Genomic DNA, 21,169 nt, shown 5'->3' on the forward strand with positions numbered 1-21,169 from the left:
CCTGCGGCACCGCCTAGAGGGTAACCCGTTCCGCTCGCAAGGGCAGGGGCCCAGCAGAGCCGGCGCGGGCTGCTGGATCACCTCGGTCTTGCCGGCTTCGCCACAAGGCAGCTTTCCGAGCCTGCCGGCGCAGAGCGCGTGCTGGACCAAGGGTGCGCCGTTCACCCGGCGAACGGTCCGATGCGTGACTTACCAGTCTGCGCCAAGCGTCAGCAGCAGCGCGATCTCGGCTGTCTGCTGGCCCGCGCCCAGCACGTCGCCCGTCTGCCCGCCGATCTTGCTGCGGGCGGTCAGCGCCAGGACCGCCACGGCCAGCGCTGCGACGGCCAGAGCGGCCCCGCCTTGCGCCAGAAGCAGCAGGGGCAATCCCCCGAGCAGCATCGCCACCAGAACGCTCGCCGTGCCGACAGCCCGTCCCTGCGCCCCGAGCCCGTCCGCTCGGGCGGCGGGCAGCCATGCCATCAGTGCGACCGGGGCCACGCGGCTTGCCATGGCCACGGCGATCACGGCGGCAACGGCCTGCATCTCGGCCAGTTCCGCCAGCCCCAGCCAGCGCAGGCCGAGCGTCACGACCAGCCCGACCGTGCCATAGCTGCCGATCCGGCTGTCGCGCATGATCTGAAGCCGGCGTTCGCGCGTGGCGCCGCCCCAGAAGCCGTCGCAGATGTCGGCAAGCCCGTCCTCATGCAGGGCCCCCGTCGCCATGGCCTGCGCGCCAAGGGCCAGCCCGCCTGCGACCAGGGGCGACAGCCCCAGCGCCAGCGCGGCCCACATGACTCCGCCCGCGATCAGGCCGACGATCAGCCCGGCCAGCGGAAAGGCCCATGCTGCCGCGGCCAGCGGCGGAACGGGGTCGCGCAGCCGTCCGAAGGGCACGCGCGTCAGAAGGACGATCGCCAGTTGCGCCTGGGCAAGGCGCTGCCTCATGCGCCGCTGATCCCCGCGTCGGCGAAGGTCGCCATGCCGTTGTGGCAGGCCAGCGCCGAGCGCACGATCCCCAGCGCCAGCGCCGCCCCCGTGCCTTCCCCTAGCCGCATGTCGAAGTCGAGGATGGCAGTCTTGCCCATGGCCGAAAGAAGCTTCCGGTGACCCGGCTCGAGCGAGAGATGGCCGACAAGGCAGTGGTCGAGAAGGCGCGGGTCCGCCGCGAACAGGGGCGCCACGGCGGCGGTGCAGATGAAGCCGTCGAGGATCACCGGGATGCGCGCCGCGCGCGCTGCAAGGACCGCGCCGCAGATCGCGGCCTGCTCGCGCCCGCCGAGGGCGGCGAGGGTTTCCAGGGCCGAGCAGCCCCGATGCCGCCCAAGCCCCCGCGCGATCGCATCGACCTTGCGCCGGACGCCTGCGTCATCCGAGCCGGTGCCCCGGCCGACCCAGTCCGCGACCTCGCCCCCGAACAACGCGGCGCACAGGGCGGCCGAGATGGTCGAGTTGCCGATGCCCATCTCGCCCAGCGTCAGGATGTTGGCCTGCGGATCGACGGCCGCGGCGCCACGGTTCATGGCCTCCAGCGTCTCGGCCCCGGTCATGGCGGGTCCCGTCGTGAAGTCGGCGGTGGGGTGGTCGAGGTCCAGCGCGACCACCGACAGGTCGGCGCCGTTCACGCGGCAAAGCTGGTTGATCGCGGCGCCCCCCGCGCGGAAGTTCGCCACCATCTGCGCGGTGACCTCCTGCGGGAAGGGGTTCACCCCCTGGGCGCAGATCCCGTGGTTGCCGGCAAAGACCAGTGCCTGCGCCCTGTCGGCCGTGGGCCGCTCGGTCCCCTGCCATGCGGCGATGAAAAGGGCGATCTCCTCCAGCCGGCCCAGCGAACCCGGCGGCTTCGTCAGGCTGTCCTGCCGGCGGGCGGCAGCAGCCCGGGCGGCGTCGTCGGCGGTGGGCAGGGTGTCGGCCAGGGCGGCGACGTCGGACAGGTTCTCGAAGCGCATCATTTCACTTTCACTGGAAGGCCGCAGACGGCCAGGATGACCTCGTCCGCGACCTGCGCGACCTGCTGGTTCAGCAGGCCGGCCGCATCGCGGAAGGTCCGGGCCATCGGGTTCTCGGGCACGATCCCGGCGCCGATCTCGTTGGTCACCAGCACCACGGGCGAGGCCTGCGCGCCAAGCGTCTCGACGAGCCGCGCGGCCTCGGCCTGCCAGTCCCGTTCGGCCAGGATCAGGTTCGTCAGCCACAGCGTCAGGCAATCCACCAGCCGCGGCGTCCCTTGGGTCCGCGCAAGCGCCCCGCACAGGTCGATCGGCTCGGCATGGGTCTGCCACTCTTCGCCCCGTCGCGCCCGGTGAAGCGCGATCCGCTCCTCCATCTCGGCGTCGAAGGCTTGCGCCGTGGCGATATAGACGGCAGGGCTGCCGAGCGAGAGCGTGCGGCGCTCTGCGATCGCGCTTTTCCCCGACCGGGCCCCGCCCGTCACAAGGATGATCGAACCCATGGATAGTCCGTGTCTTTGCCTGGCCGATGCTTAATCACAGTGCGACCGATGACTGAAGGGCCGCTGCGCGATGCCTGAAGGGCAGGGCGCGGAAATCATCCTGATCCGCCACGCGCCGGTCGCCGGAGGAGGGCGCCTGGCCGGCCGGCTCGACCTGCCGGCCGACCTGTCGGACCGGGTGAGGATCGCGGCCGTCGCCGCGCGCCTGCCCCGCGGGGCGCGGCTGACCAGTTCTCCGGCCCGGCGCTGCCTCATGACGGCAGAAGCGCTGTTGCCCGGCCTGTCCGTGACGTCTGACGAGAGGCTGTGGGAACAAGGCTTCGGTGACTGGGAGGGTTTGGACCACGCAGCCCTTCCCGACCTCGGCCCCCTGACCCCGGAGGCGCTGGCCGACCACCGCCCGCCCAACGGCGAAAGCTTCCGGGAGCTTTGCGCCCGCACCATCCCCGTCCTCTCGGACCTCGCCGCCGAGCCGGGGGTCCATGTCGTGACCGCCCATGCGGGCACCGTCCGCGCGGCGCTGGCCCATGCGACGGGTTCCATTCCCGGCGCGCTGTCATTCCACGTGTCGCCGCTGTCGCTGACCCGCTTTCACGTCGGCCCCCAGGGCCAGTGGTCCGTCGCCAAGGTCAACTGGCAGCCATGAAGACCGTCAGGGTTCAGGGGCATTTCGGGGAATACCTGCAGGGCAGGCTGGGACCGGAGGGTCTTCTTGGCCTCATCACGGTTCCCTGTCCGGCCACGGGCCTCGAGGCGCGGCTGGAGCGCGGGGAGATGCCGCAGGCCGACCCGCTCTGCGGTTTCCTCGGCGCCCTGGACCTTGCGGGCGGCGGAATGATCATGGTTTCGCCGCTTTCGCCCCCGGGTGCAGGCACGGGTATCTCGACCGCAACGCTGATCGCGGCCGCGCGGCTTCATGGCTGGGACGGGCCGCCCGAGCGGCTCATGGCGGCCTGCGTGGCGCATGAGGGGGCGTCGGACCCGCTGGCCTTTCCGCATCCCGCGCGCCTGCTCTGGGCCTCGCGCGAGGGCCGCGTCCTGAAGAAGATGCCGGCGCTTCCTCCGCATGACATCGTCGGCGGCTATTTCGGAGCGTCGCGCCCCACGGATCCCGAGGATCTGGACTTTCCGGACGTGTCCGACCTCGCCCAGGACTGGGAAGGCGCGCGCAGCCTGCGCGTCTTCGGTGAACTCGCCTGCGAAAGCGCCCGGCGCTGCCTGCGGCGGCGCGGACCGGCGGATGATCCCACCGAACACCTTGCCCGAAGCCTCGGGGCCGTGGGGTTCGTGATCGCGCATACCGGCTCGGCGAGAGGGCTGATCTTCCCGAAGGGCGAGGTTCCGCCCGAGGCGGCGTCCGCGCTGAAGACGGCCGGATTTACTGGCATCCTGCGGTTTGGAAGCGATGATTGCTGACTTTCCCGCGATGATGGTGGTCGCGATCGCCGTTGACCGGCTGATCGGCTGGCCGAACTGGGTTTATGCCCGCATCGGACACCCGGTCACCTGGGGCGGGCGCCTCATTTCCAGCCTGGAAGCACGGCTGAACCAAGCGCGTTTCCCGCGCAGGCTGACAGGGGCGGTGACCCTTGGCCTGTGCCTGACCGCCGTGCTCCTGCCGTCCATAGCCATGCAGCTGCTGTTGCCGGGCAATGCGCTGGGCGTTCTTGCAGGCGGCCTTCTCGCCTGGCCGCTGGTCGCGGTGCGGTCCATGCACGACCATGTCGCGGCCGTCGAGAAACCCCTGATCGCGGGCGATCTGCCGGGTGCGCGCCGTGCCGTCTCGAAGATCGTCGGGCGCAATCCCGACGCCCTTGACGAGGCGGGCGTCGCCCGGGCCGCGCTGGAGAGCCTGGCCGAGAACACCTCGGACGGGATCGTGGCCCCGGTCTTCTGGGGGGCGGTCGCGGGTCTGCCGGGGATCGCCGCCTACAAGATGATCAACACGCTGGATTCCATGATCGGCCACCGCAACCCGCGGCATCTGCAGTTCGGCTGGGCGTCGGCCCGTCTGGACGACCTGGTGAACCTGATCCCGGCGCGGGCGACCGGAGGGCTGTTCGCGCTGGCTTCCGGCAAGCCGCTGCGTGCGGGCGGGGTCATGCTGCGAGATGCGCGCCGGCACCGCTCGCCCAATGCAGGCTGGCCCGAGGGGGCCATGGCGGGGACGCTGGGCGTTCGCCTGTCAGGGCCGAGGATCTACGACGGCCATGTCGCGCCCGAGCCGTGGCTGAACGAGGGCGCACCCGATCCGTCGCCGGCATCCGTGACACAGGGACTCCGGCTCTACCGGCGGGCCATGCTGATGCTGGCGGCCGCCCTGATCCTCTGGGCGCTGCTGCCCGTCATCACCGGGGCATCCTGATGCGCGACCACGGCGGCAACCTTGACGAGGCCCGCGCCCGGTGGGGGCAGGGGGACTGGATCGACCTGTCCACCGGCATCAACCGCCGCCCCTATCCCGTGCCCCGGCTTCCGCCCGAGGCATGGACGAACCTTCCCACCGCAAGCGCCAGGGCCGCGCTGATGGACGCCGCCGCGCGCGCCTTCGGCACCGCCGCGCCGGGGCTTGCGCTTGCGGGCGCGCAGGCGGCGATCCAGATGATCCCCCTGCTGGGAAGACCCGGGGTGGCGAGGGTTCTCGCCCCGACCTACAACGAACACGCGGCCTGCCTGCGGCAGGCAGGATGGCGCGTCGAGGAAGTGGGACGACTGGAAGCCCTGTCCGGCGCGGACCTCGCTGTCGTCGTGAACCCCAACAACCCGGACGGGCGCCGTCATTGCAGGAAGGCTTTGCGCAACCTGCCGGTCGGACGGCTGGTCGTCGACGAAAGCTTCGCCGATCCCGCACCGGGTGACAGCCTCCTGGCTGAGGCCGGCGAAAGCCTGCTTGTCCTGCGTTCTTTCGGCAAGTTCTGGGGGCTGGCGGGCCTGCGCCTGGGCTTCGTCTACGGCGGCGGGGATGTGATCCGCCGGATGTCCGCGCTCGCCGGTCCCTGGCCCGTTTCCGGGCCTGCCCTCGAAATCGGGCGGATCGCGCTTGGCGATCAGGACTGGCGCCGCGAAACCATCCGCCGCCTGTCCGCCGAGGCGGCCCGGCTGGACGATCTGGCGGCAGGCGCCGGCTGGACCCGCGCGGGGGGCACGCATCTTTTCCGCCTCTACGAGACACCGGATGCGCGCCAGGCGCAGGCCACGCTGGCGCGGCGCCACATCTGGACGCGCCGGTTCCCCTATTCCGACAGATGGCTCCGCCTTGGCCTGCCGGGAAACGAAGGCGAATGGCAGCGGCTCGGGGCGGCGCTCGGCGCCTGATGCCGAAAGCGTCCCTGTTCACCAAGCTTGCCACCACTGATTCCCGCGGCTAGGGAAGCCGTGTCGGAAAGGGAATCCGCCGGGGCCTCGCGTCCCGAAACGGAACTGCCCCCGCAACTGTAGGCGGTGAGCCGCGCCCGGATATGCCACTGGACCCTTCGGGGTCTGGGAAGGTCGGGCCGGCGATGACCCGTCAGTCAGGAGACCTGCCGACGCAGTTTGACCAATCCGAGCGGGTCGGCTCGGGAGGGAACGCGTTCCGTGCGCTGCCGCCCGGAGTCCGTCCGCTCGTCCGGCCCGTCCATGATGTAGCGGAAGGACATATCATGCTGAGGATGACAGCGGCGGCCCTTGCCGTCCTGGTTGCGGCGCCGATGGCGTTCGCGGGCACGGACTATCCCCTGACACTCACCAGCTGCGGCCACGAGGTCACCTTCGACAAGGCGCCCGAAAGTGTCGTCAGCATCGGCCAGAGCACGACCGAGATCCTGTACATGCTGGGCCTGGCCGACAAGGTGGCGGGCACGGCGCTGTGGATCAACCCGGTCCTGCCCGAGTTCGCCGGGGTGGATGCGAAGGTCCAGCGCCTGGCGGACAATGCCCCCAGCTTCGAAAGCGTGCTGGCGAAACGGCCCGGCTTGGCCGTGGCCGCCTATGAATGGATGATCGGCCCCGAGGGCGTGGTCGGCACGCGCGAGATGTTCGACGATGCCGGTATCCCCAGCTGGGTCATGCCGACCGATTGCGTCGGCAAGAACAACAGCCAGGGCATGGACGGCGCGCGCACGGTGCTGTTCGACACCGCCCTTCTTTACCAGGGCATCGGCGAGCTGGCGCGGATCTTCGACGTCGCCGAGCGGGGCGAGGCCCTGATCGCCGACCTGAAGGCGCGCGAGGCCGCGGCAATCGCGCAGGCGCAGGCGCTGAACCTGCCCGACGATCTGTCGGGGGTGTTCTGGTATTCCTCGGCCGACACCCAGATCGATCCCTACGTCGCGGGCGTCAACGCCGTGCCGGGCTGGATGCTGTCCAAGCTGGGCGTGAGAAACGTCGTCACCTCCGACGAGGAATGGCCGACCGTCGGCTGGGAAACCATCGCCCGCGCCAATCCCACCTTCATCGTCGCGGCCGAGATGAACCGCCGCCGCTTTCCCGCCGACGACATCGCCGTCAAGCGCGGGTTCCTGAGCAGCGATCCCGTGACCAGCCAGATGGAGGCGGTGAAGAACGACCGCATCCTGACGCTGGAAGCCCATGCGATGGACCCTTCCATCCGCGCGATCTACGGGCTGGAATCCTTGTCGGATGCGCTCGCCGGTCTTGGCCTGAGCCGATGAGGCGCGGCGCTGCGGTCCGCGGCGCGGGCTGGCTGTGGCTTGCGCCCGCCCTGCTGGCCGCGGCGCTGCTGTTCGGCACCGCCGTGGGCGAGACGCGGATACCCCTTTCCACCGTGGTGGCGGTGCTGGCCAGCAAGACCGGCCTGACGGCCGCCGTCCCCGATTCCGTGGATGCCAGCGTGATCTGGCATTACCGGCTGTCGCGCGCCACGGTGGCGGCCTGTGGCGGCGCCAGCCTGGCGCTGTCGGGGCTGGTCCTTCAGGCGCTGCTGCGCAACGCCCTGGCCGAGCCCTATCTGCTGGGGATCTCGGCCGGGGCCTCGACCGGGGCCGTCGCGGTGGCCGTGGCGGGCTTCGGCGCGGGGGTGATCAGCATGTCGGCCGGGGCCTTCGCGGGCGCGCTGGTCGCCTTTGGTCTGGTCGCGATCCTCGCCCGCGCGGCGCGGGGGACGGGCGTCCAGACCACCGGCATCATCATCCTGGCGGGCATCGCCGGCTCGCAGATGTTCAACGCCACGACCGCGCTGATCATCGCGCAGTCGGCCAGCGCCGAGCAGGCGCGCGGGATCATGTTCTGGCTTCTGGGCAATCTTTCGGGCGTGCGCTGGCCGGACATCCGGCTGGCGCTGCCCGTGGCGCTGCTGGGCCTGGGCGTCGCGCTGTGGCACGTGCGGACGCTCGACGCCTTCACCTTCGGCGCCGACAGCGCCGCGGCGCTGGGGATCGACGTGCGCCGGGCGCGGGTGGTGCTGATCGGGACCGCCGCTTTGGCGACGGCCGTCGTGGTCTCGATCGCCGGGGCCATCGGCTTCGTCGGGCTGGTCGTGCCGCACGCGATGCGCTTCCTCGTGGGCGTGCGCCATGCCCGGCTGGTCCCGGCGACGGCGCTCGCGGGCGCGGTCTTCCTTGTCCTGTCCGACGTGGTGTCGCGCATCGTCATCCCCGGACAGGTGCTGCCCATCGGCGTCATCACCGCGCTGGTGGGCGCACCGGCCTTCGCGGTCGTCATGGTCCGGGGCAGGCGGCGATGAGCGATACGCCCCTTCTCGAACTCGTCGGCGCCACCCGGACCGTGCAGGGGCGGGATCTCGTCTCGGACGTGAACCTGTGCCTGCACGAAGGCGAGATGCTGGGCATCATCGGCCCGAACGGTTCGGGCAAGTCCACGCTGCTCAGCATGATGGCGGGACTGCTGCCGCCGAGCCGGGGCGAGATCCGCCTTGCGGGCCAGCCGATGGCGCGATTGCGGCGCCAGCAGATCGCCCGGCGGCTCGCCATGGTGTCCCAGTCGGCGGATACGGGCGATCGGATCTCGGTCCGCGACGCGGTGGAACTGGGCCGCACGCCCTGGCTCGGGCCCCTTCGGCCCTGGAGCGCCAGGGACGACGAAGCCGTCGAGGCTGCCTTGCTGGCCGTCGGCATGGACCGGATGGCGGCGCGGGACTGGTCCACGCTGTCGGGGGGCGAACGCCAGCGCGTCCACATCGCGCGGGCCCATGCCCAGGCGCCGCAGATCCTGCTGCTGGACGAGCCTACGAACCACCTGGACATCCACCACCAGTTTGCGATCCTCGACCTGGTCTCTCAGCTTCCGGTCACGACCGTGATCGCGCTGCACGACATGCATCACGCGCTGCGCTGCGACCGCGTCATGGTGATGCAGTCCGGCCGCTGCGTGGCGCTGGGCGCGCCGCTCGACATCCTGACCCCGGCCCTGATCCGCAGGATCTTCGCCGTCGATGCCCGACTGATCGCGCATCCGGCCGACGGCTTGCCGCTTTTCGCCTTCCAACGCCTCGCCTGAAAGGACATTGCCTTGCTGATCCGCGCCGCGCTTCTTTCCTGCCTCCTGCCGTTTGCGGCCCTTGCCGATACGCACGAGGTCAGGATGCTCAACCGCAACGACAAGGGCCCGATGCCGTTCGAGCCGGACTACCTGGTCGTCCGGCCCGGCGACAGCGTGAAGTTCATCGCCGCGAGCCCCGGCCACAACGCCGCCACCATCGACGGCATGATCCCCGGCGACGGCGAAAGGTTCGTCGGCAGGATCAACGAGGAGATCGAGGTCACGCTGACCCAAGAGGGCATCTGGGGGATCAGGTGCTCGCCCCATTACACCATGGGCATGGTGATGCTGATCCAGGTCGGCGACACGCCTGCAACGAAGGCCGACCTGCCCGACGACCTGCCGCCCGCCGCACGGGAGCGCATGCTGGACATCATCGCCCGTCGCGGGCCGGGTCATTGATCTTTGGTATGGAAACAGGGGCGTCGTGAGTTCAGGACCGCCGTTGTTCCAGGCCCGGGTTTGCCGTATCGCTGGACCATGACCCGGGTACCTGGACGACACATGCGCGTTGCGGCCCTCTGGGCAGGACTTCTGCTTATCCTGCTGTCATCGCTGATCGCGCCGGGCACCATGCCGGCGCGGGCCGGGAACGGCGCGGTGGTGCTTGTCATCTGCAGCGGCGATGGCGTTACCCGGATGGCCTTCGATCCGGTCACCATGGAGCCGGTTTCCGATCGGGAAGACGGCGGGAAGGACAAGACCCGCCCGGGTTACTGCCCCTGGGCAGCTAGCCAGTCCGTGGTCGACTTCGTGCCTCCGACAGTGGTTGCCCGGCCTTCGCTGTTCGCCAGGCACCTTGCGTGGCCGGCCGCCGAAACGGTCGTGGCCGTGTCGCGCGCGACCGGCCTGCCGCCATCCACCGGGCCTCCCCCCTCTGTCTGACGCTTTCCTCACCGAAACCATCAGACTGGATGACCAACATGACCGAAGCAACCAACGGGAGCACAGTCCCGAAAGCCGCCGCGCGGGACGGCGGCGCCTCCGACCTCTACCGGGCGGTCTGGCGCTGGCATTTCTATGCCGGGCTGCTGATCCTGCCCTTCCTGATCACCCTGGCGATCACCGGGGCCATCTACCTGTTCCGCGACGAGGTGGACACATGGGTCCACGCCGACTTCATGCAGGTCGCCCCGGCCGAGGAGCAGCGGCTCGCGCCCTCCCAGATCATCGCGGCGGCCTTGGCGGCCCAGCCCGGAACGGCGTTGAAATACACCGACCCTGCGGCCGACAACCTTTCGACCGAGATCACCGTCAAGCCCGAGACCGGCGGCTCGATGGCCGTCTATGTCAACCAATACAGCGGCGAGGTGCTGGAGGTGCGCCCGGACCGCAGCACCTTCGCCTGGACGGTGCGCTACCTGCACTCGCTGCGCTTCTTCGGCGCGACCCCGCGCATGGTGATCGAGATCGTGGCGGGCTGGGCCATCCTGCTGGTGCTGACCGGCATCTACCTGTGGTGGCCGCGTGGCCAGCGGGGCGGCGTGGTGTCGGTGCGGGGGACGCCGGCGCGGCGGGTCTTCTGGCGCGACCTGCACGCCGTCACAGGGCTGTTCGTCGGCGGGTTCATCCTGTTCCTGGCCATCACCGGCCTGCCGTGGTCCTCGGTCTGGGGCGCCAAGGTCAACGAATGGGCCAACGGCAGCAACTTCGGCTATCCCGCCGGACTTCGCATCGGCGTCCCCATGTCCGAGGAGCATCTGGACCACATCGCGCCCACCTCGTGGTCGCTGGAACAGGCGCGCATCCCCGAGACCGCGCCGCCCATGGCCGGGATGGAGTCGATCGGCATCGACGCAGCAGTCGGGATCTTCGACGAACTCGGCCTGCATCGCGGCTATGCGGTCGCCCTGCCGACGACGCCGACCGGGGTCTTTTCCGGCTCGGTCTATCCCGACGACCTGAGCCGGCAGCGCGTCGTCCATCTGGACCAGTACACGGGCGAGCCGCTGGTGGACATGACCTATGCCGAATACGGTCCGCTGGGCCGTGCGCTGGAATGGGGCATCAACACCCACATGGGCCAGACCTACGGCGTGGCGAACCAGATCGTGCTGCTGCTGGCCTGTATCGGCATCGTCCTGCTGGCGGTCTCGGCCGCGGTGATGTGGTGGAAGCGGCGCCCGTCGGGCAGCCTCGGCGTGCCGCCGCTGCCGTCGGACCGCAGGGTGTTCATCGGCCTGCTGGTCCTCCTCGGCATCGGGGGCGCGCTGTTCCCGCTGACGGGGCTGTCGCTTCTGGTGATGATCGCGCTGGACCTGATCTGGCAGCGGGCAACGAACAGGCGCCGTCCGGCACCGGCTGTCTGACGGCCTGATCGGGGCAGGCCACATTCTGGCGGCGCGGTGCGAAGACCGCGTCGTCCTGCACCGCAGGTAGCGCCGGCACAAATCTGCTTCCCTGCAGTGATCGTCCGCTGCGGGGAAGCTGCGGCGCGGCGCCGTCGCCGCGACAGGGCTGGTCGGACGCCTGCCGGATGCGCTTGTTGTGGAGCCCGCGTCGCACCGCGCGGGCGCGTCCGTGCCGGGTCTTGCCCTTACCGTGAAGCTTTTGGACCGCGAGCGGTGGCGCGGGGTAGAGGCGCCTGTCCTCGACGCTGTGGCGTTCGCGCCGACGCCGCGCGCCACAGCGTCGGATGCAGGTCTCTGCGTCAGATGAGGCCGAGCGCCTCGGCCGCCAGAAGGACGACGATCAACCCCGCCACCAGCTCGAAACCGGCGGCAACGCCGCGCAGCGCGACGGAACCGCCCAGACCCGCAATCGCTCCGCGACGAAGACCCGTGCCGATGAACGCCGCCAGCAGGGTCAGGCAGGCCGTGCCCAGAGCCATGGCGAAGGCTCCGGCAATGCCCGCGGCCAGGATGCCCATCTGCCAGGTCAGCACGAGGAGCAGGATCGCGCCGCTGCACGGGCGGATCGCGATGGCCAGGATGACCGACGCAAGCTCTCGCCGGCTGGTCGCCGCGGCGATGGCCTGCGGCGAGGGTGCATGGGCGTGGCCGCAATCCCCGCAGCGGTGGAGGTGGTCGATGTCATGCCGATGTCCATGCCCTTCGCCGATCGACGAGCCGTGGCCATGCAGATGATGCGCGTTCCCGCCCATGTGGCCCGCAGGCTGGGGCACGGGCGCCGTTGCAATCAGCCGTCCTGCGCGGCGCCCGCCGCGCAGGATCAGCCACAGCCCGATCAGCAGGATCGACACGAAGCTGAGTTGCGTGAGCGTCGTTTCCGCGAGGTTCGTCAGCTGCTGCCGCGTGACCGAGAAAAGGCCGACGCCGCCAAGGACAAGCAGCACCGCCGTGACCGCTTGCCCGAGGGACGCGGCGACCGTCGCGGCGGCCAGACGTCCAAGTCCCGTGGGGCGCGCGGCCCCGTAGGCTCCGATCAGGAACTTGCCATGCCCCGGCCCGACGGCATGGACGAAGCCGTAGCCCAGGCACAGGCCCATCAGCCCGGCCCATGCGCCCCCGTCCCCGGCCTTGAGGGCACGCAGGCTGTGCTCAAGGCCGTTCTGGAAGTCGCGCTGCATGCCGGATGCCCAGCGCACGATCTCGGCGTGATGCTGATGAAGCAACACCACCAGCAGCAATGCGACGACCCCCGCAACCGCAATCAGCGCGCGCCGCATGCGATCTCGAACCGTTCGGCAAAGGACACGCCCACGTCGGCCATGCGCATGACCTGAAGAGAGTCGGCCTCCATGTCGAGCGCCTGCAGCGCCGCCAGAAGCTCCTCTTGCCCCGTGGTATCCGGCGCGTGGCGCGAGACACGGCAATCGCGGCGCCCTTCGATCGTGGGCTCACGCGGCGTGTCGTAGGCCACGAAGTATTCCGGATCATAGATCCGCAGCCGCAGGGGGCGGGCCGCCGTCACCGCGACGGGATCGCGCAGCGGCCGCAGATGCGAGGTGACGATGCGGCCGTCGGCATAGCGGGCGTCGTGATCGCGCGGCGGGCCCAGGGAAATCGGCCGATCCTGCTGGTCGAGGACGATATGTCCGGGAAAACCGGCCTCCCAGTCCACGTCCTTCCCGGCAAAAGCGCGCAGCAGCGCGGGGTCCGGCGTGCCGTCGCCGTCGGCGTCCAGCCCCGCATCCTCGATCATCATCAGGCTGTAGAACTCGTCATAGGTCCAGGTGACGCGAACCGCCTCCAATCGGCCGGACTTGCCGAAGACGAGCGCCGCGTCAGCATCGATGAACACATGCGGATGCGCCGCAGCCGGCCGCGGCACGGCGACCGGCAGGGCCGCGAGCGCGGCAAGAAGAAGTGGGACAAGGCGCATGCGCGCTTTCTACAGAGGCGCGGTGTCTGCGGCCAGTCCACCGCGCAGGTTTCGGCGAGGAACAGCCGTGACAGATGCGCCTCGCCCAGCGGTCACCTCCGCCGGCGGGTAGCCCATGCCCCAGATCCGGGGCGCATCGCGCGCCAGCATCCGCGCCTCGGCCTGATCGAGACGACGGCGCATCGCGACTGCGTCGCCCCGGCATTCCCGCTCGAACCGCTGCCAGAGCTTGAGGGCCGAACGCGGGCTCCACGGCAGGGCAGCGCCGGCCAGCCACAGGCGCAGCTCTGCCGGAAGCCGGTCGTAATACATCATCGGATGCGGGCATCTGCGGCGGCGCAGGCTGGTGGCAAGATTCCGGCGGGCCATCATGCACCTTCTCAGGCGACCTGCCGCGCGCCCCAGGCCGGGAACGGGTCGGGCAGGTCCGACCATGCCTCGGGCGTGAAGGCATCGGCGTCGACCAGGGCCGCATCCAGGCGCGCGGTAATGGCCGCGCGGTCCATTCCCGCACCGATGAACACCAGTTCCTGCCGCCGGTCGCCCCAGGGTTCCTGCCACTTCTTCGCAACCTCCGCGAGGCTGTCGCGATCGGTCGGCCAGCGCTCGTCGGGCACCGACGCCCACCAGCCACCCAGCGGCCGGACCGAGGACATGGCGCCTGCCAGCGAGAACTCGACCGCCCAGTTCGGCCGCGAGGCGATCCAGAAATGCCCTTTCGCCCGGATCACGCCCGGCAAATCGGCGTTCAGGACGTCATGGATCCGCTGCGGATCGAACGGTCGGCGCGCGCGATAGACGAAGGACGAGATGCCGTATTCCTCGGTCTCGGGCCCATGATGCTCGAAGCCGTACAACTCCTTGGCCCACATCGGATGCAGATGCGCGCGGTCGAAGTCGAAAAGCCCGGTGTCGAAGATCGCGTCCGGGTCCACGCGGCTGAAATCGGTCTCGATCAGCTTCGCGTCGGGGTTCAGGGCCCGCACGATCTTGCGCGCCTGGTCGAGGCGCAGCGGCCCCGCCTCGCTGACCTTGTTCAGCACGACGACGTCGGCGAACTCGATCTGGTCGGTCAGCAGGTCGACCAGCCTCCGCTCATCCTCTTCGCCAAGGCTCTCGCCACGCTCGGCGATGAAGTCGTGGCTCGAGAAATCGCGCGTCAGGTTCACCGCATCGACCACCGTCACCATCGTGTCGAGCCGCGCGACATCGGACAGGCTGCGCCCGTCCTGGTCGCGGAAGTCGAAGGTCGCGGCGACCGGCAATGGCTCGGCGATGCCGGTGCTTTCGATCAGCAGGTAGTCGAAGCGGCCCTCGGCCGCGAGCGCGCGCACCCCTTGCAGCAGGTCGTCGCGCAGGGTGCAGCAGATGCAGCCGTTGGTCATCTCGACCAGCTTTTCCTCGGACCGGGACAGCGTCGTGCCTTCGCGCACCAGATCGGCGTCGATGTTCACCTCGGACATGTCGTTCACGATCACCGCCACCCGGCGGCCGTCGCGATTGTTCAGGACATGGTTCAGCAGCGTTGTCTTGCCGGCGCCCAGGAAGCCCGACAGGACGGTGACGGGCAGGCGCGGATCGCGGGCGGGACGGGTCACGGGCATGACTTCCTTGCTAGTTATGTTATTACATAGCGTGATTAGCTGCCGCGCAGCGGCGGATCAAGCCCGAAGGGCGTGAACCGACCCGGCAGCGCCTGCCCGGAGGCTCAGGCCTGTTGGGCCACCGCAGCGCTTCGCACTTCAATACCGTACCGGCAAAGCCCCGTAGCCGTGGTCACGACCGCAGACGGCCTGACGATGCGGACATGCAGCGCGGGCCATTTGTGGATCGCCTTGCGGGGCACGCGCCGCGTTTGCCAACGGTCAACCCTTCCTTGCGGTAGAGCCGGTAGATGCCCGAGGCTTTGCCTTCGCCGCCCAACAAATCGAACATTGCCAGATCCTGTCGGGTCAGACGCCCGGCCATCGGGTGCACCTGTTCGTGCGCAGCGAGAAGCTGCGTGGGGAGAGGGCGGCACCCTTCCTCTACCTCGGAGAGCCACGCTTCGCAGGCTGGCGCGGTGAGAAGCCGATCACCATAGAGTGGGACCTCCCGGAGGCAGTGCCTGAGCATTTCCGGAAGATGCTGCGCGTGCCCTAGAACGCAACATACATCTGATGGCGGCGGGATCCTAAATCCTCACGGCATTACCGTTATCACCGCAACGGCTCGCGGTGATGTAATGAGCCCACGAAAATGGGCCGGCAAAGACTTTCGACGACAGCAGGAAGGCAGACGCAAGGGGATCTCCCAGTTCATCTGGCGGATCATGAAGTCTGCAGAATTGGTGCGTCTTCACTCGCGGCACGGCAGGCTTGAAAGGTCAAGGGTCTCGAGGGCCGCCCAGATCTTTGGCCCTGCGCGGACGCGTTCGTATTCTTCGCGGGAAACAATGCCCCCGTGTCATGTTATGCCCATTCAGTCTGCCGCCGCGGGAGATCAGCCGCCGGGGCTTTGTAACGCTGACGAGTGATCCGGGGTCGGTGCTGGACGACGGGCTTCTCAGCTTAGCAGCGTTTGCTCCAGGGCTGCGACGAAATCGGCAACATCGGCCATGCTAAACACGAGAGGCGGCCGGATTTTCAATGTCGCGCCGTCGGCGCCTGCCGTTGACAGCAGCACGCCGCGGTCCCGCATGGAATTGACGATCCAGTGCGCCGTCTTGGATTGAGCCGGCCCGACTGCGATGTCGACCCCCAGGAACAGGCCGGCGCTGCGGACTTCCCCGACCGCGTCATGCCTTCGGGACAGCGCGGAAAGGGCATCGCGAAACGCGCGTCCTACCGTTCTAGCGTTGTCCTGCAGGCTTTCCTGCTCCAGAACTTCAAGCACGGCGCCCGCCACCGACGCTGCGACCGGATTGCCTCCAAAGGTATTGAAATACCGAACCTTGTTGCCGAAGGCCGCAGCCGGGTCGCGCGACACGGCCAAGCCCGCGACCGGGTAGCCGTTGCCCATCCCTTTGCCCATCGACACCATGTCCGGCACGACGCCGTGCCGCTGGAACCCCCAGAAGGCATCGCCTGTCCGGCAGAAGCCGGACTGAACCTCATCGGCCACAAACATCCCGCCGGCATTTCTCACGATGTCGGCCGCCTGGCGCAGCAGGCCGCCGCCGGGATCGGGAAGGACGCCATCGGTGCTGAAGATAGAATCGACGATCATCATGGACACCCCGCAGCCCGCCTTGTCGAGGTCCTGGGTGGCGGCTTCGACCGCGTCGAGAAACGCCCCGCCGCCATCGCCGGGCACCGGCGCCGGAACCCGCCGGACCCAGGGTGCCAGCTCCGCACCCAGCCCCAATGCCGGCGAAAAGCCCGAGGTCGCCAGCGTGACGCCGTGATAAGCGTTCTCGGTCACGATCACGCCTTGCCGCCCGGTTGCGGCTCGCGCGATGCGGACCGCCAAGTCGTTCGCCTCGGACCCGGTGCAGGTGAACATGAAATGGTCCAGTTCCGGCGGCAGGGTGGCCAGCAACCTCTCGGCATACGCCAGCGGGGCCTCGTGCAGATAGCGCGTATGCGTGGCCAGGATGGCCGCCTGCCGCGCCATCGCCTCGACCACATGGGGATGGCAGTGGCCAACGCCGGCGACGTTGTTGTAGGCGTCGAGATAGCTGCGGCCGTCCGCATCGAACAGCCGCGCGCCCTTGCCGCGGACAATGTGCAGCGGTGTCTCGTAGAACAGGCGATAGGCCGGTCCCAGTGCCGCCGCGCGGCGGTCAACGAGCGCAGCGGTTCGCTGATCCAGCTTTGCCGATCCGGGATCGAAGGCATTCAGCATTCCGTTCTGCTGTTTCAAGCTGCTTCTCCGCGACATTGCTGTTTCAGCGCCTGTGCCAGCATACTCGCGCCATCTTCCGCGAGCAGCGCAAGTCCGGCGCGCTGGGCTGGAAAGTTCCTGAGGATGTAGGCCGCGTTGCCAGGGTGGCGCGCCGCGCGCCAGGACGAGATCACGAGGGTTGTCACCATCCGCATGGCGATCAGGTCGGGCATGATGTCCAACTCGGCGTCGTCCAGAGGGCAACCCGCATTGAAACCGGCCAGGAACTCGCAAGCCCCCTCGATCCCGTAGTCGGCCACGAAGTACGAGGCCCCGATCGCCGCATCCGCCGCGACGGCCGTCCGCACCATGTCGCCGAAGTCGATCACGCCCAGCACGGGCGGCGCGCCGTTCACCATGACGTTGTGGGGGTTGAGGTCGTTGTGGACCGGCTGGCGGCGCAACCGGTCGACGCGCGGCGAGATGTCCCGGTCGAACCGGCCGAGCCAGCCCGCGATGATCGCCTGCAAGCCGGGATCGGCGACAGCGGGAAGCCACTGCCCCAAGCGGCCGGCATTGCGTATGTCCCACAGCAGGTCGTGGTCGGCGGCCTGGTGGTCGAAATCCGACAGGGCCGTCGCAATGCGCCCCAGGGCTTGCCCCGCCCCCACACGCAGCGCCCTGGTCGATGGGATACTGCCAAGCGGCACCCCGTCGATCCAGCTCAGCATCCGGGTGACAGACTGCGTTCCGTCTGTCAGCGGCGTCAGGCGCTCTGGTTGTCCCTCGAGGTCGGGCCAGATCCTGGGCACCAGCAGGCCGGGATCGCGGACTGCGATGTGCTGCAGCGCCCCGGTCTGCAGGTTGGTGACGGCAGGGTCCTCGGCCGGATTTGAGAACTTCAGCAGGAACCGCTCACCGCGAGGGGTCGTCAGGCGATAGTTCCGGTCTCGCTCGCTGGAAAGGGGGTGGCAGTCTCCCCCGATTCCCCAGAACCGCGCCGCGATGGCCGCAGCATCTTCCGGTCCCACGGGCGGCGGATCGGCCTCTAGCAGAGGCTCGGGAGGCGTGGCGTGGCCGGTCACGACCGGCGCTGCCTCTGCCAGCCGCGCCCTGCAAGGAACAAGAGCGCCGTGACTACAACGGTGCCCACGATGATGATGAAAGCCGCCGAAGCGATGGCGGGGCTGATGTTCTCGCGCAAGGTCGAGAACATCTGCCGCGCCAGCGTCCGCTGGTTCGGTCCGGCAACGAACAGCGTGAGCACCACCTCGTCCAGCGACAGTGCGAATGCCAGCGCGGCGCCCGACAGCACGCCGGGCATCATCAGGGGCAGCGTGACCCGGGTAAAGGTGCGGACCGGCGAGGCGCCCAGGCTTTCCGCGGCCCGCTCGACCCGGCGGTCGATCCCGGCGAGCGATCCAGAGACGCTGATCAGCACGAAGGGGATCGCCAGCACGGTATGGGCAAGGATCACGCCCAGGTAGCTGTTGACGAGGCCGAGGCGCACGAACAGCACCTGCATCCCGACGCCCATCACGACCGCCGGGACGACCATCGGCAGCAGGAACACGGTCCGCAGCGTGGCGGCGAAGGGCACTCGGCCGCGCAGCCCCAGCGCGGCCAGCGTCCCAAGCACCGTGGCGAGGGCGGTGGTGGAGGGCGCTATGATCAGGCTGTTGACGATCGACCGCTGCCATACCGCGTTATCGACGAGCTCGATGAACCATCGCGTCGAGAACGACGGTATCGGATAGGTAAGGAACGCGCTGGAGGTGAACGCCAGCGGCAGGATCACAAGGAGCGGCGCCATCAGGAAGATGACGGCCAGGCTGGCGTAGGCCCCCTTGAGCCACCTCATGACAGCCTCACCGCATCTTCGCGCGACAGCCAGCCATAGCAGGCATAAAGGACCAGCGTCAGGGCCAGCAGCACGACGCCGAGCGCCGCGGCCATTCCCCAGTTGGCCGATCCCGTCGCATACTGGGTGATGACCGCCGAAATCATCTGGTCGTTTGCGCCTCCGACCAGCGCCGGGGTGATGTAATAGCCGATGGCGGTCATGAAGACGAGCAGCACGCCCGACAGGATGCCACGCAGGGCCAAGGGCAGCAGCACCCGCCAGAAGGCCCGCAGGGGCCGCGCCCCCAGAGATGCCGCGGCCGGCATCAGGTTGGCAGGGATCGTGGCCAGAACCGAATAGATCGGCAGCACCATGAAGGGCAGCAGCACATGGGTCATCGCGATCACGACGCCCAGGCGGTTGAAGATCAACTGCACCGGCTGATCGACGATGCCGAGCCCGGTCAGCATCCCGTTGATGAGACCGCTGTCCTGAAGCAGGATGAACCAGGCCGCCGTCCGCACCAGCAGCGAGGTCCACAGCGGCAACAGGACCGCGCCCAGCAGGACAGCCCGGCGCCAGCCGGTGACCGAGGCCGCGATCATCGCGTAAGGCAGGCCGATCAGCAGGCAGCACAGCGTCACGATGGCCGAGACGACCAGCGTGCGCAGGATGATTGCGCCATTTGCCGAACTGCCCGCGGGCATCCGGTTGATCTCGCCCCCGGCGTTTCGTTCCAGATCCATGGTCGCCAGCAGGTTGCGGTCGGTGAGGGGCGAAACCGCCCCCCGGATGGCCTGCCAATAGGCGGGGTTCGACCATTTCCTGTCGAGGCTCGCCAGATCGACGTCCACGTCCTCGCGCACTGCGGGAAGGGTCTTGTTCATCAGAGACCGGAAGCCGGACTGGGCTGAGTTGAGCCGCCGCACCATGTCGCCCACGGCAAGATCGTCCGTCGCCTCGTGCAGGTCCGTTGCGAAGGCCCGCTGGATTTCAGGGGGCGGAACGCCCTGGCCGTCCCAGTCCGCGATCGCAGCGGAGGTCAGCGGCAGGACCCGGCCGACGGCCGGGTCCGACACCGACTGCGCCAGCATCGTCGCAAGCGGCCAGAAGAAGAACACGCCCAGAAACAGCGCCAGCGGCGCGATCAGCAGCGCGGCGCGCCTGCGGTTGCGCCGCCCGGTCATGGCGAGATGATCCAGCAGTCGTCCGGCGCAAACCCCAGCCAGACGGGAGCGCCGACTGCGGGTTCGCCCGCAGAGCGGTCCAGATGCACCGTCAGCTGCCCATCCGCGCCCTTCAGATCGACGCGGATATGGCTGCCCTGATAGAGGATATCGGTGACCTGCGCCGGCAGGGCGTTGCCCTCGGCAGGGCGCGCGGCATGAAGACGCGCGCGCTCTGGTCGGATCGAAGCCAAGGCTGCGCTTCCTCTTGCCAGACCGGCTGGACTGCGGCCCTCGATGCGCGTGCCGTCGCTCAGCGACACCGCCGTGCCGCCGTTTTCCGCCGTCTCGACCGTGCCGGCCAACAGGTTGGTTTCGCCGATGAACTCGGCCACGAAGCGGTTGGCCGGCCGGTCATAGACTTCCCGCGGCGTGCCGATCTGCTGGATCCTGCCCTTGTCGAATACCGCGATGCGGTCCGACATGGTCAGCGCCTCTTGCTGGTCATGGGTCACGAACACGATCGTCACCCCCAGCCGGCGGTGGATGGCGCGGATATCCAGCTGCATCTGCTCGCGGAGCTGCTTGTCCAGGGCTCCCAGCGGCTCGTCCATCAGAACCACCCTTGGCTCGAACACCAGCGCGCGGGCCAGCGCCACGCGTTGCTGCTGCCCCCCCGACAACTGCGAGGGGCGGCGGTCGCGCAGGTGCAGCAGCTGGACCATCTCCAGCGCACGGTCCACGCGCTGCCGGATATCGGCCCGCCCCATGCCCCGCATTTCCAGTGGAAAAGCCACGTTCCGGGCTATGTCGAGATGTGGAAACAGCGCGTAGTTCTGGAACACGACCCCCATGTCCCGGCGATAGGTCGGGATGTCGTTGACCAAGGCGCCATCGACGAGGATCCGGCCCGAGGTCACGTCCTCGAACCCGGCCAGCATCATGAGCAGGGTCGTCTTTCCAGATCCGGAGGGACCGAGCAGGCTGACGAATTCGCCTCCGGCAATGTCCAGATCCAGGCCCTCGACGACCCTCAGGTTGCCGTAGGCCTTGCTGACATTGTCGAACCTGATACCGGAATGGCTCACCCCGTCGGTCTCCCTCTGTAGGGCCGGATTGGATTGGGCAGGTGCCCCGGCCGCG

The 21,169-nt window shown here is 69.0% G+C and carries 23 protein-coding genes and 1 riboswitch; of the genes, 10 read left to right on the plus strand and 13 right to left on the minus strand.

The window, feature by feature from the left end; translation table 11 throughout:
* Positions 1–189: 189 nt before the first annotated feature.
* From ELI80_RS06105 to cobU, 3 genes are read right to left on the minus strand one after another with little or no spacing between them, the layout of a single operon-like run.
* Entirely contained in the window at positions 190–927 is a 738-nt protein-coding gene (locus ELI80_RS06105; protein WP_136650236.1) for an adenosylcobinamide-GDP ribazoletransferase, read from the minus strand.
* Entirely contained in the window at positions 924–1,931 is a 1,008-nt protein-coding gene (cobT, locus tag ELI80_RS06110) for a nicotinate-nucleotide--dimethylbenzimidazole phosphoribosyltransferase (RefSeq protein ID WP_136650237.1), read from the minus strand. The genes ELI80_RS06105 and cobT overlap by 4 nt, the downstream gene beginning before the upstream one ends.
* Positions 1,928–2,431, minus strand: coding sequence for a bifunctional adenosylcobinamide kinase/adenosylcobinamide-phosphate guanylyltransferase (gene cobU, locus ELI80_RS06115; RefSeq protein ID WP_136650238.1), 504 nt, complete (start codon positions 2,429–2,431; stop codon positions 1,928–1,930). The genes cobT and cobU overlap by 4 nt, the downstream gene beginning before the upstream one ends.
* Before the next feature lie 70 nt (positions 2,432–2,501).
* On the opposite strand from cobU, the gene ELI80_RS06120 reads away from it, so the two are divergent.
* From ELI80_RS06120 to ELI80_RS06165, 10 genes are all read left to right on the plus strand, one after another.
* On the plus strand, positions 2,502–3,077 hold the full coding sequence (locus ELI80_RS06120; RefSeq protein ID WP_136650239.1) for a histidine phosphatase family protein: 576 nt from the start codon (positions 2,502–2,504) through the stop codon (positions 3,075–3,077).
* Entirely contained in the window at positions 3,074–3,847 is a 774-nt protein-coding gene (locus tag ELI80_RS06125) for a propanediol utilization protein (protein WP_136650240.1), read from the plus strand. The genes ELI80_RS06120 and ELI80_RS06125 overlap by 4 nt, the downstream gene beginning before the upstream one ends.
* Positions 3,837–4,796, plus strand: coding sequence for an adenosylcobinamide-phosphate synthase CbiB (gene cbiB / locus ELI80_RS06130; protein WP_201740563.1), 960 nt, complete (start codon positions 3,837–3,839; stop codon positions 4,794–4,796). The genes ELI80_RS06125 and cbiB overlap by 11 nt, the downstream gene beginning before the upstream one ends.
* Positions 4,796–5,746 (plus strand): threonine-phosphate decarboxylase CobD, encoded by a 951-nt coding sequence (gene cobD, locus ELI80_RS06135; RefSeq protein WP_136650241.1) that lies wholly within the window; start codon positions 4,796–4,798, stop codon positions 5,744–5,746. Before cbiB ends, cobD begins: the two co-directional genes overlap by 1 nt.
* A 29-nt stretch (positions 5,747–5,775) precedes the next feature.
* Positions 5,776–5,974, plus strand: a riboswitch (cobalamin riboswitch).
* Between the two features lie 98 nt (positions 5,975–6,072).
* Positions 6,073–7,083, plus strand: coding sequence for an ABC transporter substrate-binding protein (locus tag ELI80_RS06140; RefSeq protein ID WP_136650242.1), 1,011 nt, complete (start codon positions 6,073–6,075; stop codon positions 7,081–7,083).
* The gene (locus ELI80_RS06145; RefSeq protein WP_136650243.1) at positions 7,080–8,114 is read left to right on the plus strand and encodes a FecCD family ABC transporter permease; all 1,035 of its coding nucleotides are present in this window, start codon (positions 7,080–7,082) and stop codon (positions 8,112–8,114) included. The genes ELI80_RS06140 and ELI80_RS06145 overlap by 4 nt, the downstream gene beginning before the upstream one ends.
* On the plus strand, positions 8,111–8,887 hold the full coding sequence (locus tag ELI80_RS06150) for an ABC transporter ATP-binding protein (protein ID WP_136650244.1): 777 nt from the start codon (positions 8,111–8,113) through the stop codon (positions 8,885–8,887). The genes ELI80_RS06145 and ELI80_RS06150 overlap by 4 nt, the downstream gene beginning before the upstream one ends.
* Before the next feature lie 12 nt (positions 8,888–8,899).
* The gene (locus tag ELI80_RS06155) at positions 8,900–9,331 is read left to right on the plus strand and encodes a pseudoazurin (protein WP_136650245.1); all 432 of its coding nucleotides are present in this window, start codon (positions 8,900–8,902) and stop codon (positions 9,329–9,331) included.
* Positions 9,332–9,433: 102 nt separating this feature from the next.
* Positions 9,434–9,814, plus strand: a complete 381-nt coding sequence (locus tag ELI80_RS06160) for a DUF2946 family protein (RefSeq protein ID WP_136650246.1) — start codon at positions 9,434–9,436, stop codon at positions 9,812–9,814.
* Positions 9,815–9,852: 38 nt separating this feature from the next.
* The gene (locus tag ELI80_RS06165; protein ID WP_136650247.1) at positions 9,853–11,238 is read left to right on the plus strand and encodes a PepSY-associated TM helix domain-containing protein; all 1,386 of its coding nucleotides are present in this window, start codon (positions 9,853–9,855) and stop codon (positions 11,236–11,238) included.
* Between the two features lie 341 nt (positions 11,239–11,579).
* Here the strand turns inward: ELI80_RS06165 and ELI80_RS06170 are convergent, their stop codons facing one another.
* The 10 genes from ELI80_RS06170 to ELI80_RS06215 form a co-directional block, all read right to left on the minus strand.
* Complete coding sequence (locus tag ELI80_RS06170; RefSeq protein WP_136650248.1) at positions 11,580–12,557, minus strand: nickel/cobalt transporter; 978 nt, start codon at positions 12,555–12,557, stop codon at positions 11,580–11,582.
* Positions 12,542–13,213 (minus strand): DUF1007 family protein, encoded by a 672-nt coding sequence (locus ELI80_RS06175; protein WP_136650249.1) that lies wholly within the window; start codon positions 13,211–13,213, stop codon positions 12,542–12,544. Before ELI80_RS06175 ends, ELI80_RS06170 begins: the two co-directional genes overlap by 16 nt.
* A gap of 9 nt (positions 13,214–13,222) precedes the next feature.
* Positions 13,223–13,585, minus strand: a complete 363-nt coding sequence (locus ELI80_RS16380) for a DUF6525 family protein (RefSeq protein ID WP_328592235.1) — start codon at positions 13,583–13,585, stop codon at positions 13,223–13,225.
* Between the two features lie 8 nt (positions 13,586–13,593).
* Positions 13,594–14,817, minus strand: coding sequence for a GTP-binding protein (locus tag ELI80_RS06185; RefSeq protein ID WP_136650250.1), 1,224 nt, complete (start codon positions 14,815–14,817; stop codon positions 13,594–13,596).
* Positions 14,818–14,989: 172 nt separating this feature from the next.
* Positions 14,990–15,148 (minus strand): hypothetical protein, encoded by a 159-nt coding sequence (locus tag ELI80_RS06190; protein ID WP_161596429.1) that lies wholly within the window; start codon positions 15,146–15,148, stop codon positions 14,990–14,992.
* Between the two features lie 609 nt (positions 15,149–15,757).
* Positions 15,758–17,038, minus strand: a complete 1,281-nt coding sequence (locus tag ELI80_RS06195; RefSeq protein WP_136650317.1) for an aspartate aminotransferase family protein — start codon at positions 17,036–17,038, stop codon at positions 15,758–15,760.
* A gap of 14 nt (positions 17,039–17,052) precedes the next feature.
* Complete coding sequence (locus ELI80_RS06200) at positions 17,053–18,102, minus strand: phosphotransferase (protein ID WP_161596430.1); 1,050 nt, start codon at positions 18,100–18,102, stop codon at positions 17,053–17,055.
* Positions 18,099–18,878 (minus strand): ABC transporter permease, encoded by a 780-nt coding sequence (locus ELI80_RS06205; protein WP_136650251.1) that lies wholly within the window; start codon positions 18,876–18,878, stop codon positions 18,099–18,101. The genes ELI80_RS06200 and ELI80_RS06205 overlap by 4 nt, the downstream gene beginning before the upstream one ends.
* Entirely contained in the window at positions 18,875–20,047 is a 1,173-nt protein-coding gene (locus ELI80_RS06210) for an ABC transporter permease (protein WP_136650252.1), read from the minus strand. Before ELI80_RS06210 ends, ELI80_RS06205 begins: the two co-directional genes overlap by 4 nt.
* Complete coding sequence (locus tag ELI80_RS06215) at positions 20,044–21,114, minus strand: ABC transporter ATP-binding protein (protein ID WP_136650253.1); 1,071 nt, start codon at positions 21,112–21,114, stop codon at positions 20,044–20,046. The genes ELI80_RS06210 and ELI80_RS06215 overlap by 4 nt, the downstream gene beginning before the upstream one ends.
* Positions 21,115–21,169: the final 55 nt, after the last annotated feature.

Source organism: Paracoccus aeridis (assembly GCF_004923205.2).
Taxonomy (GTDB): domain Bacteria; phylum Pseudomonadota; class Alphaproteobacteria; order Rhodobacterales; family Rhodobacteraceae; genus Paracoccus; species Paracoccus aeridis.

Bases quoted from the DNA above. Each gene is read 5' to 3' on its own strand.
- ELI80_RS06105 (WP_136650236.1), bottom strand. From the start codon at position 927: ATGAGGCAGCGCCTTGCCCAGGCGCAACTGGCGATCGTCCTTCTGACG.
- cobT (WP_136650237.1), bottom strand. From the start codon at position 1,931: ATGATGCGCTTCGAGAACCTGTCCGACGTCGCCGCCCTGGCCGACACC.
- cobU (WP_136650238.1), bottom strand. From the start codon at position 2,431: ATGGGTTCGATCATCCTTGTGACGGGCGGGGCCCGGTCGGGGAAAAGC.
- ELI80_RS06120 (WP_136650239.1), top strand. From the start codon at position 2,502: ATGCCTGAAGGGCAGGGCGCGGAAATCATCCTGATCCGCCACGCGCCG.
- ELI80_RS06125 (WP_136650240.1), top strand. From the start codon at position 3,074: ATGAAGACCGTCAGGGTTCAGGGGCATTTCGGGGAATACCTGCAGGGC.
- cbiB (WP_201740563.1), top strand. From the start codon at position 3,837: ATGATTGCTGACTTTCCCGCGATGATGGTGGTCGCGATCGCCGTTGAC.
- cobD (WP_136650241.1), top strand. From the start codon at position 4,796: ATGCGCGACCACGGCGGCAACCTTGACGAGGCCCGCGCCCGGTGGGGG.
- ELI80_RS06140 (WP_136650242.1), top strand. From the start codon at position 6,073: ATGCTGAGGATGACAGCGGCGGCCCTTGCCGTCCTGGTTGCGGCGCCG.
- ELI80_RS06145 (WP_136650243.1), top strand. From the start codon at position 7,080: ATGAGGCGCGGCGCTGCGGTCCGCGGCGCGGGCTGGCTGTGGCTTGCG.
- ELI80_RS06150 (WP_136650244.1), top strand. From the start codon at position 8,111: ATGAGCGATACGCCCCTTCTCGAACTCGTCGGCGCCACCCGGACCGTG.
- ELI80_RS06160 (WP_136650246.1), top strand. From the start codon at position 9,434: ATGCGCGTTGCGGCCCTCTGGGCAGGACTTCTGCTTATCCTGCTGTCA.
- ELI80_RS06165 (WP_136650247.1), top strand. From the start codon at position 9,853: ATGACCGAAGCAACCAACGGGAGCACAGTCCCGAAAGCCGCCGCGCGG.
- ELI80_RS06170 (WP_136650248.1), bottom strand. From the start codon at position 12,557: ATGCGGCGCGCGCTGATTGCGGTTGCGGGGGTCGTCGCATTGCTGCTG.
- ELI80_RS06175 (WP_136650249.1), bottom strand. From the start codon at position 13,213: ATGCGCCTTGTCCCACTTCTTCTTGCCGCGCTCGCGGCCCTGCCGGTC.
- ELI80_RS16380 (WP_328592235.1), bottom strand. From the start codon at position 13,585: ATGATGGCCCGCCGGAATCTTGCCACCAGCCTGCGCCGCCGCAGATGC.
- ELI80_RS06185 (WP_136650250.1), bottom strand. From the start codon at position 14,817: ATGCCCGTGACCCGTCCCGCCCGCGATCCGCGCCTGCCCGTCACCGTC.
- ELI80_RS06190 (WP_161596429.1), bottom strand. From the start codon at position 15,148: ATGTTCGATTTGTTGGGCGGCGAAGGCAAAGCCTCGGGCATCTACCGG.
- ELI80_RS06195 (WP_136650317.1), bottom strand. From the start codon at position 17,038: ATGCTGAATGCCTTCGATCCCGGATCGGCAAAGCTGGATCAGCGAACC.
- ELI80_RS06205 (WP_136650251.1), bottom strand. From the start codon at position 18,878: ATGAGGTGGCTCAAGGGGGCCTACGCCAGCCTGGCCGTCATCTTCCTG.
- ELI80_RS06210 (WP_136650252.1), bottom strand. From the start codon at position 20,047: ATGACCGGGCGGCGCAACCGCAGGCGCGCCGCGCTGCTGATCGCGCCG.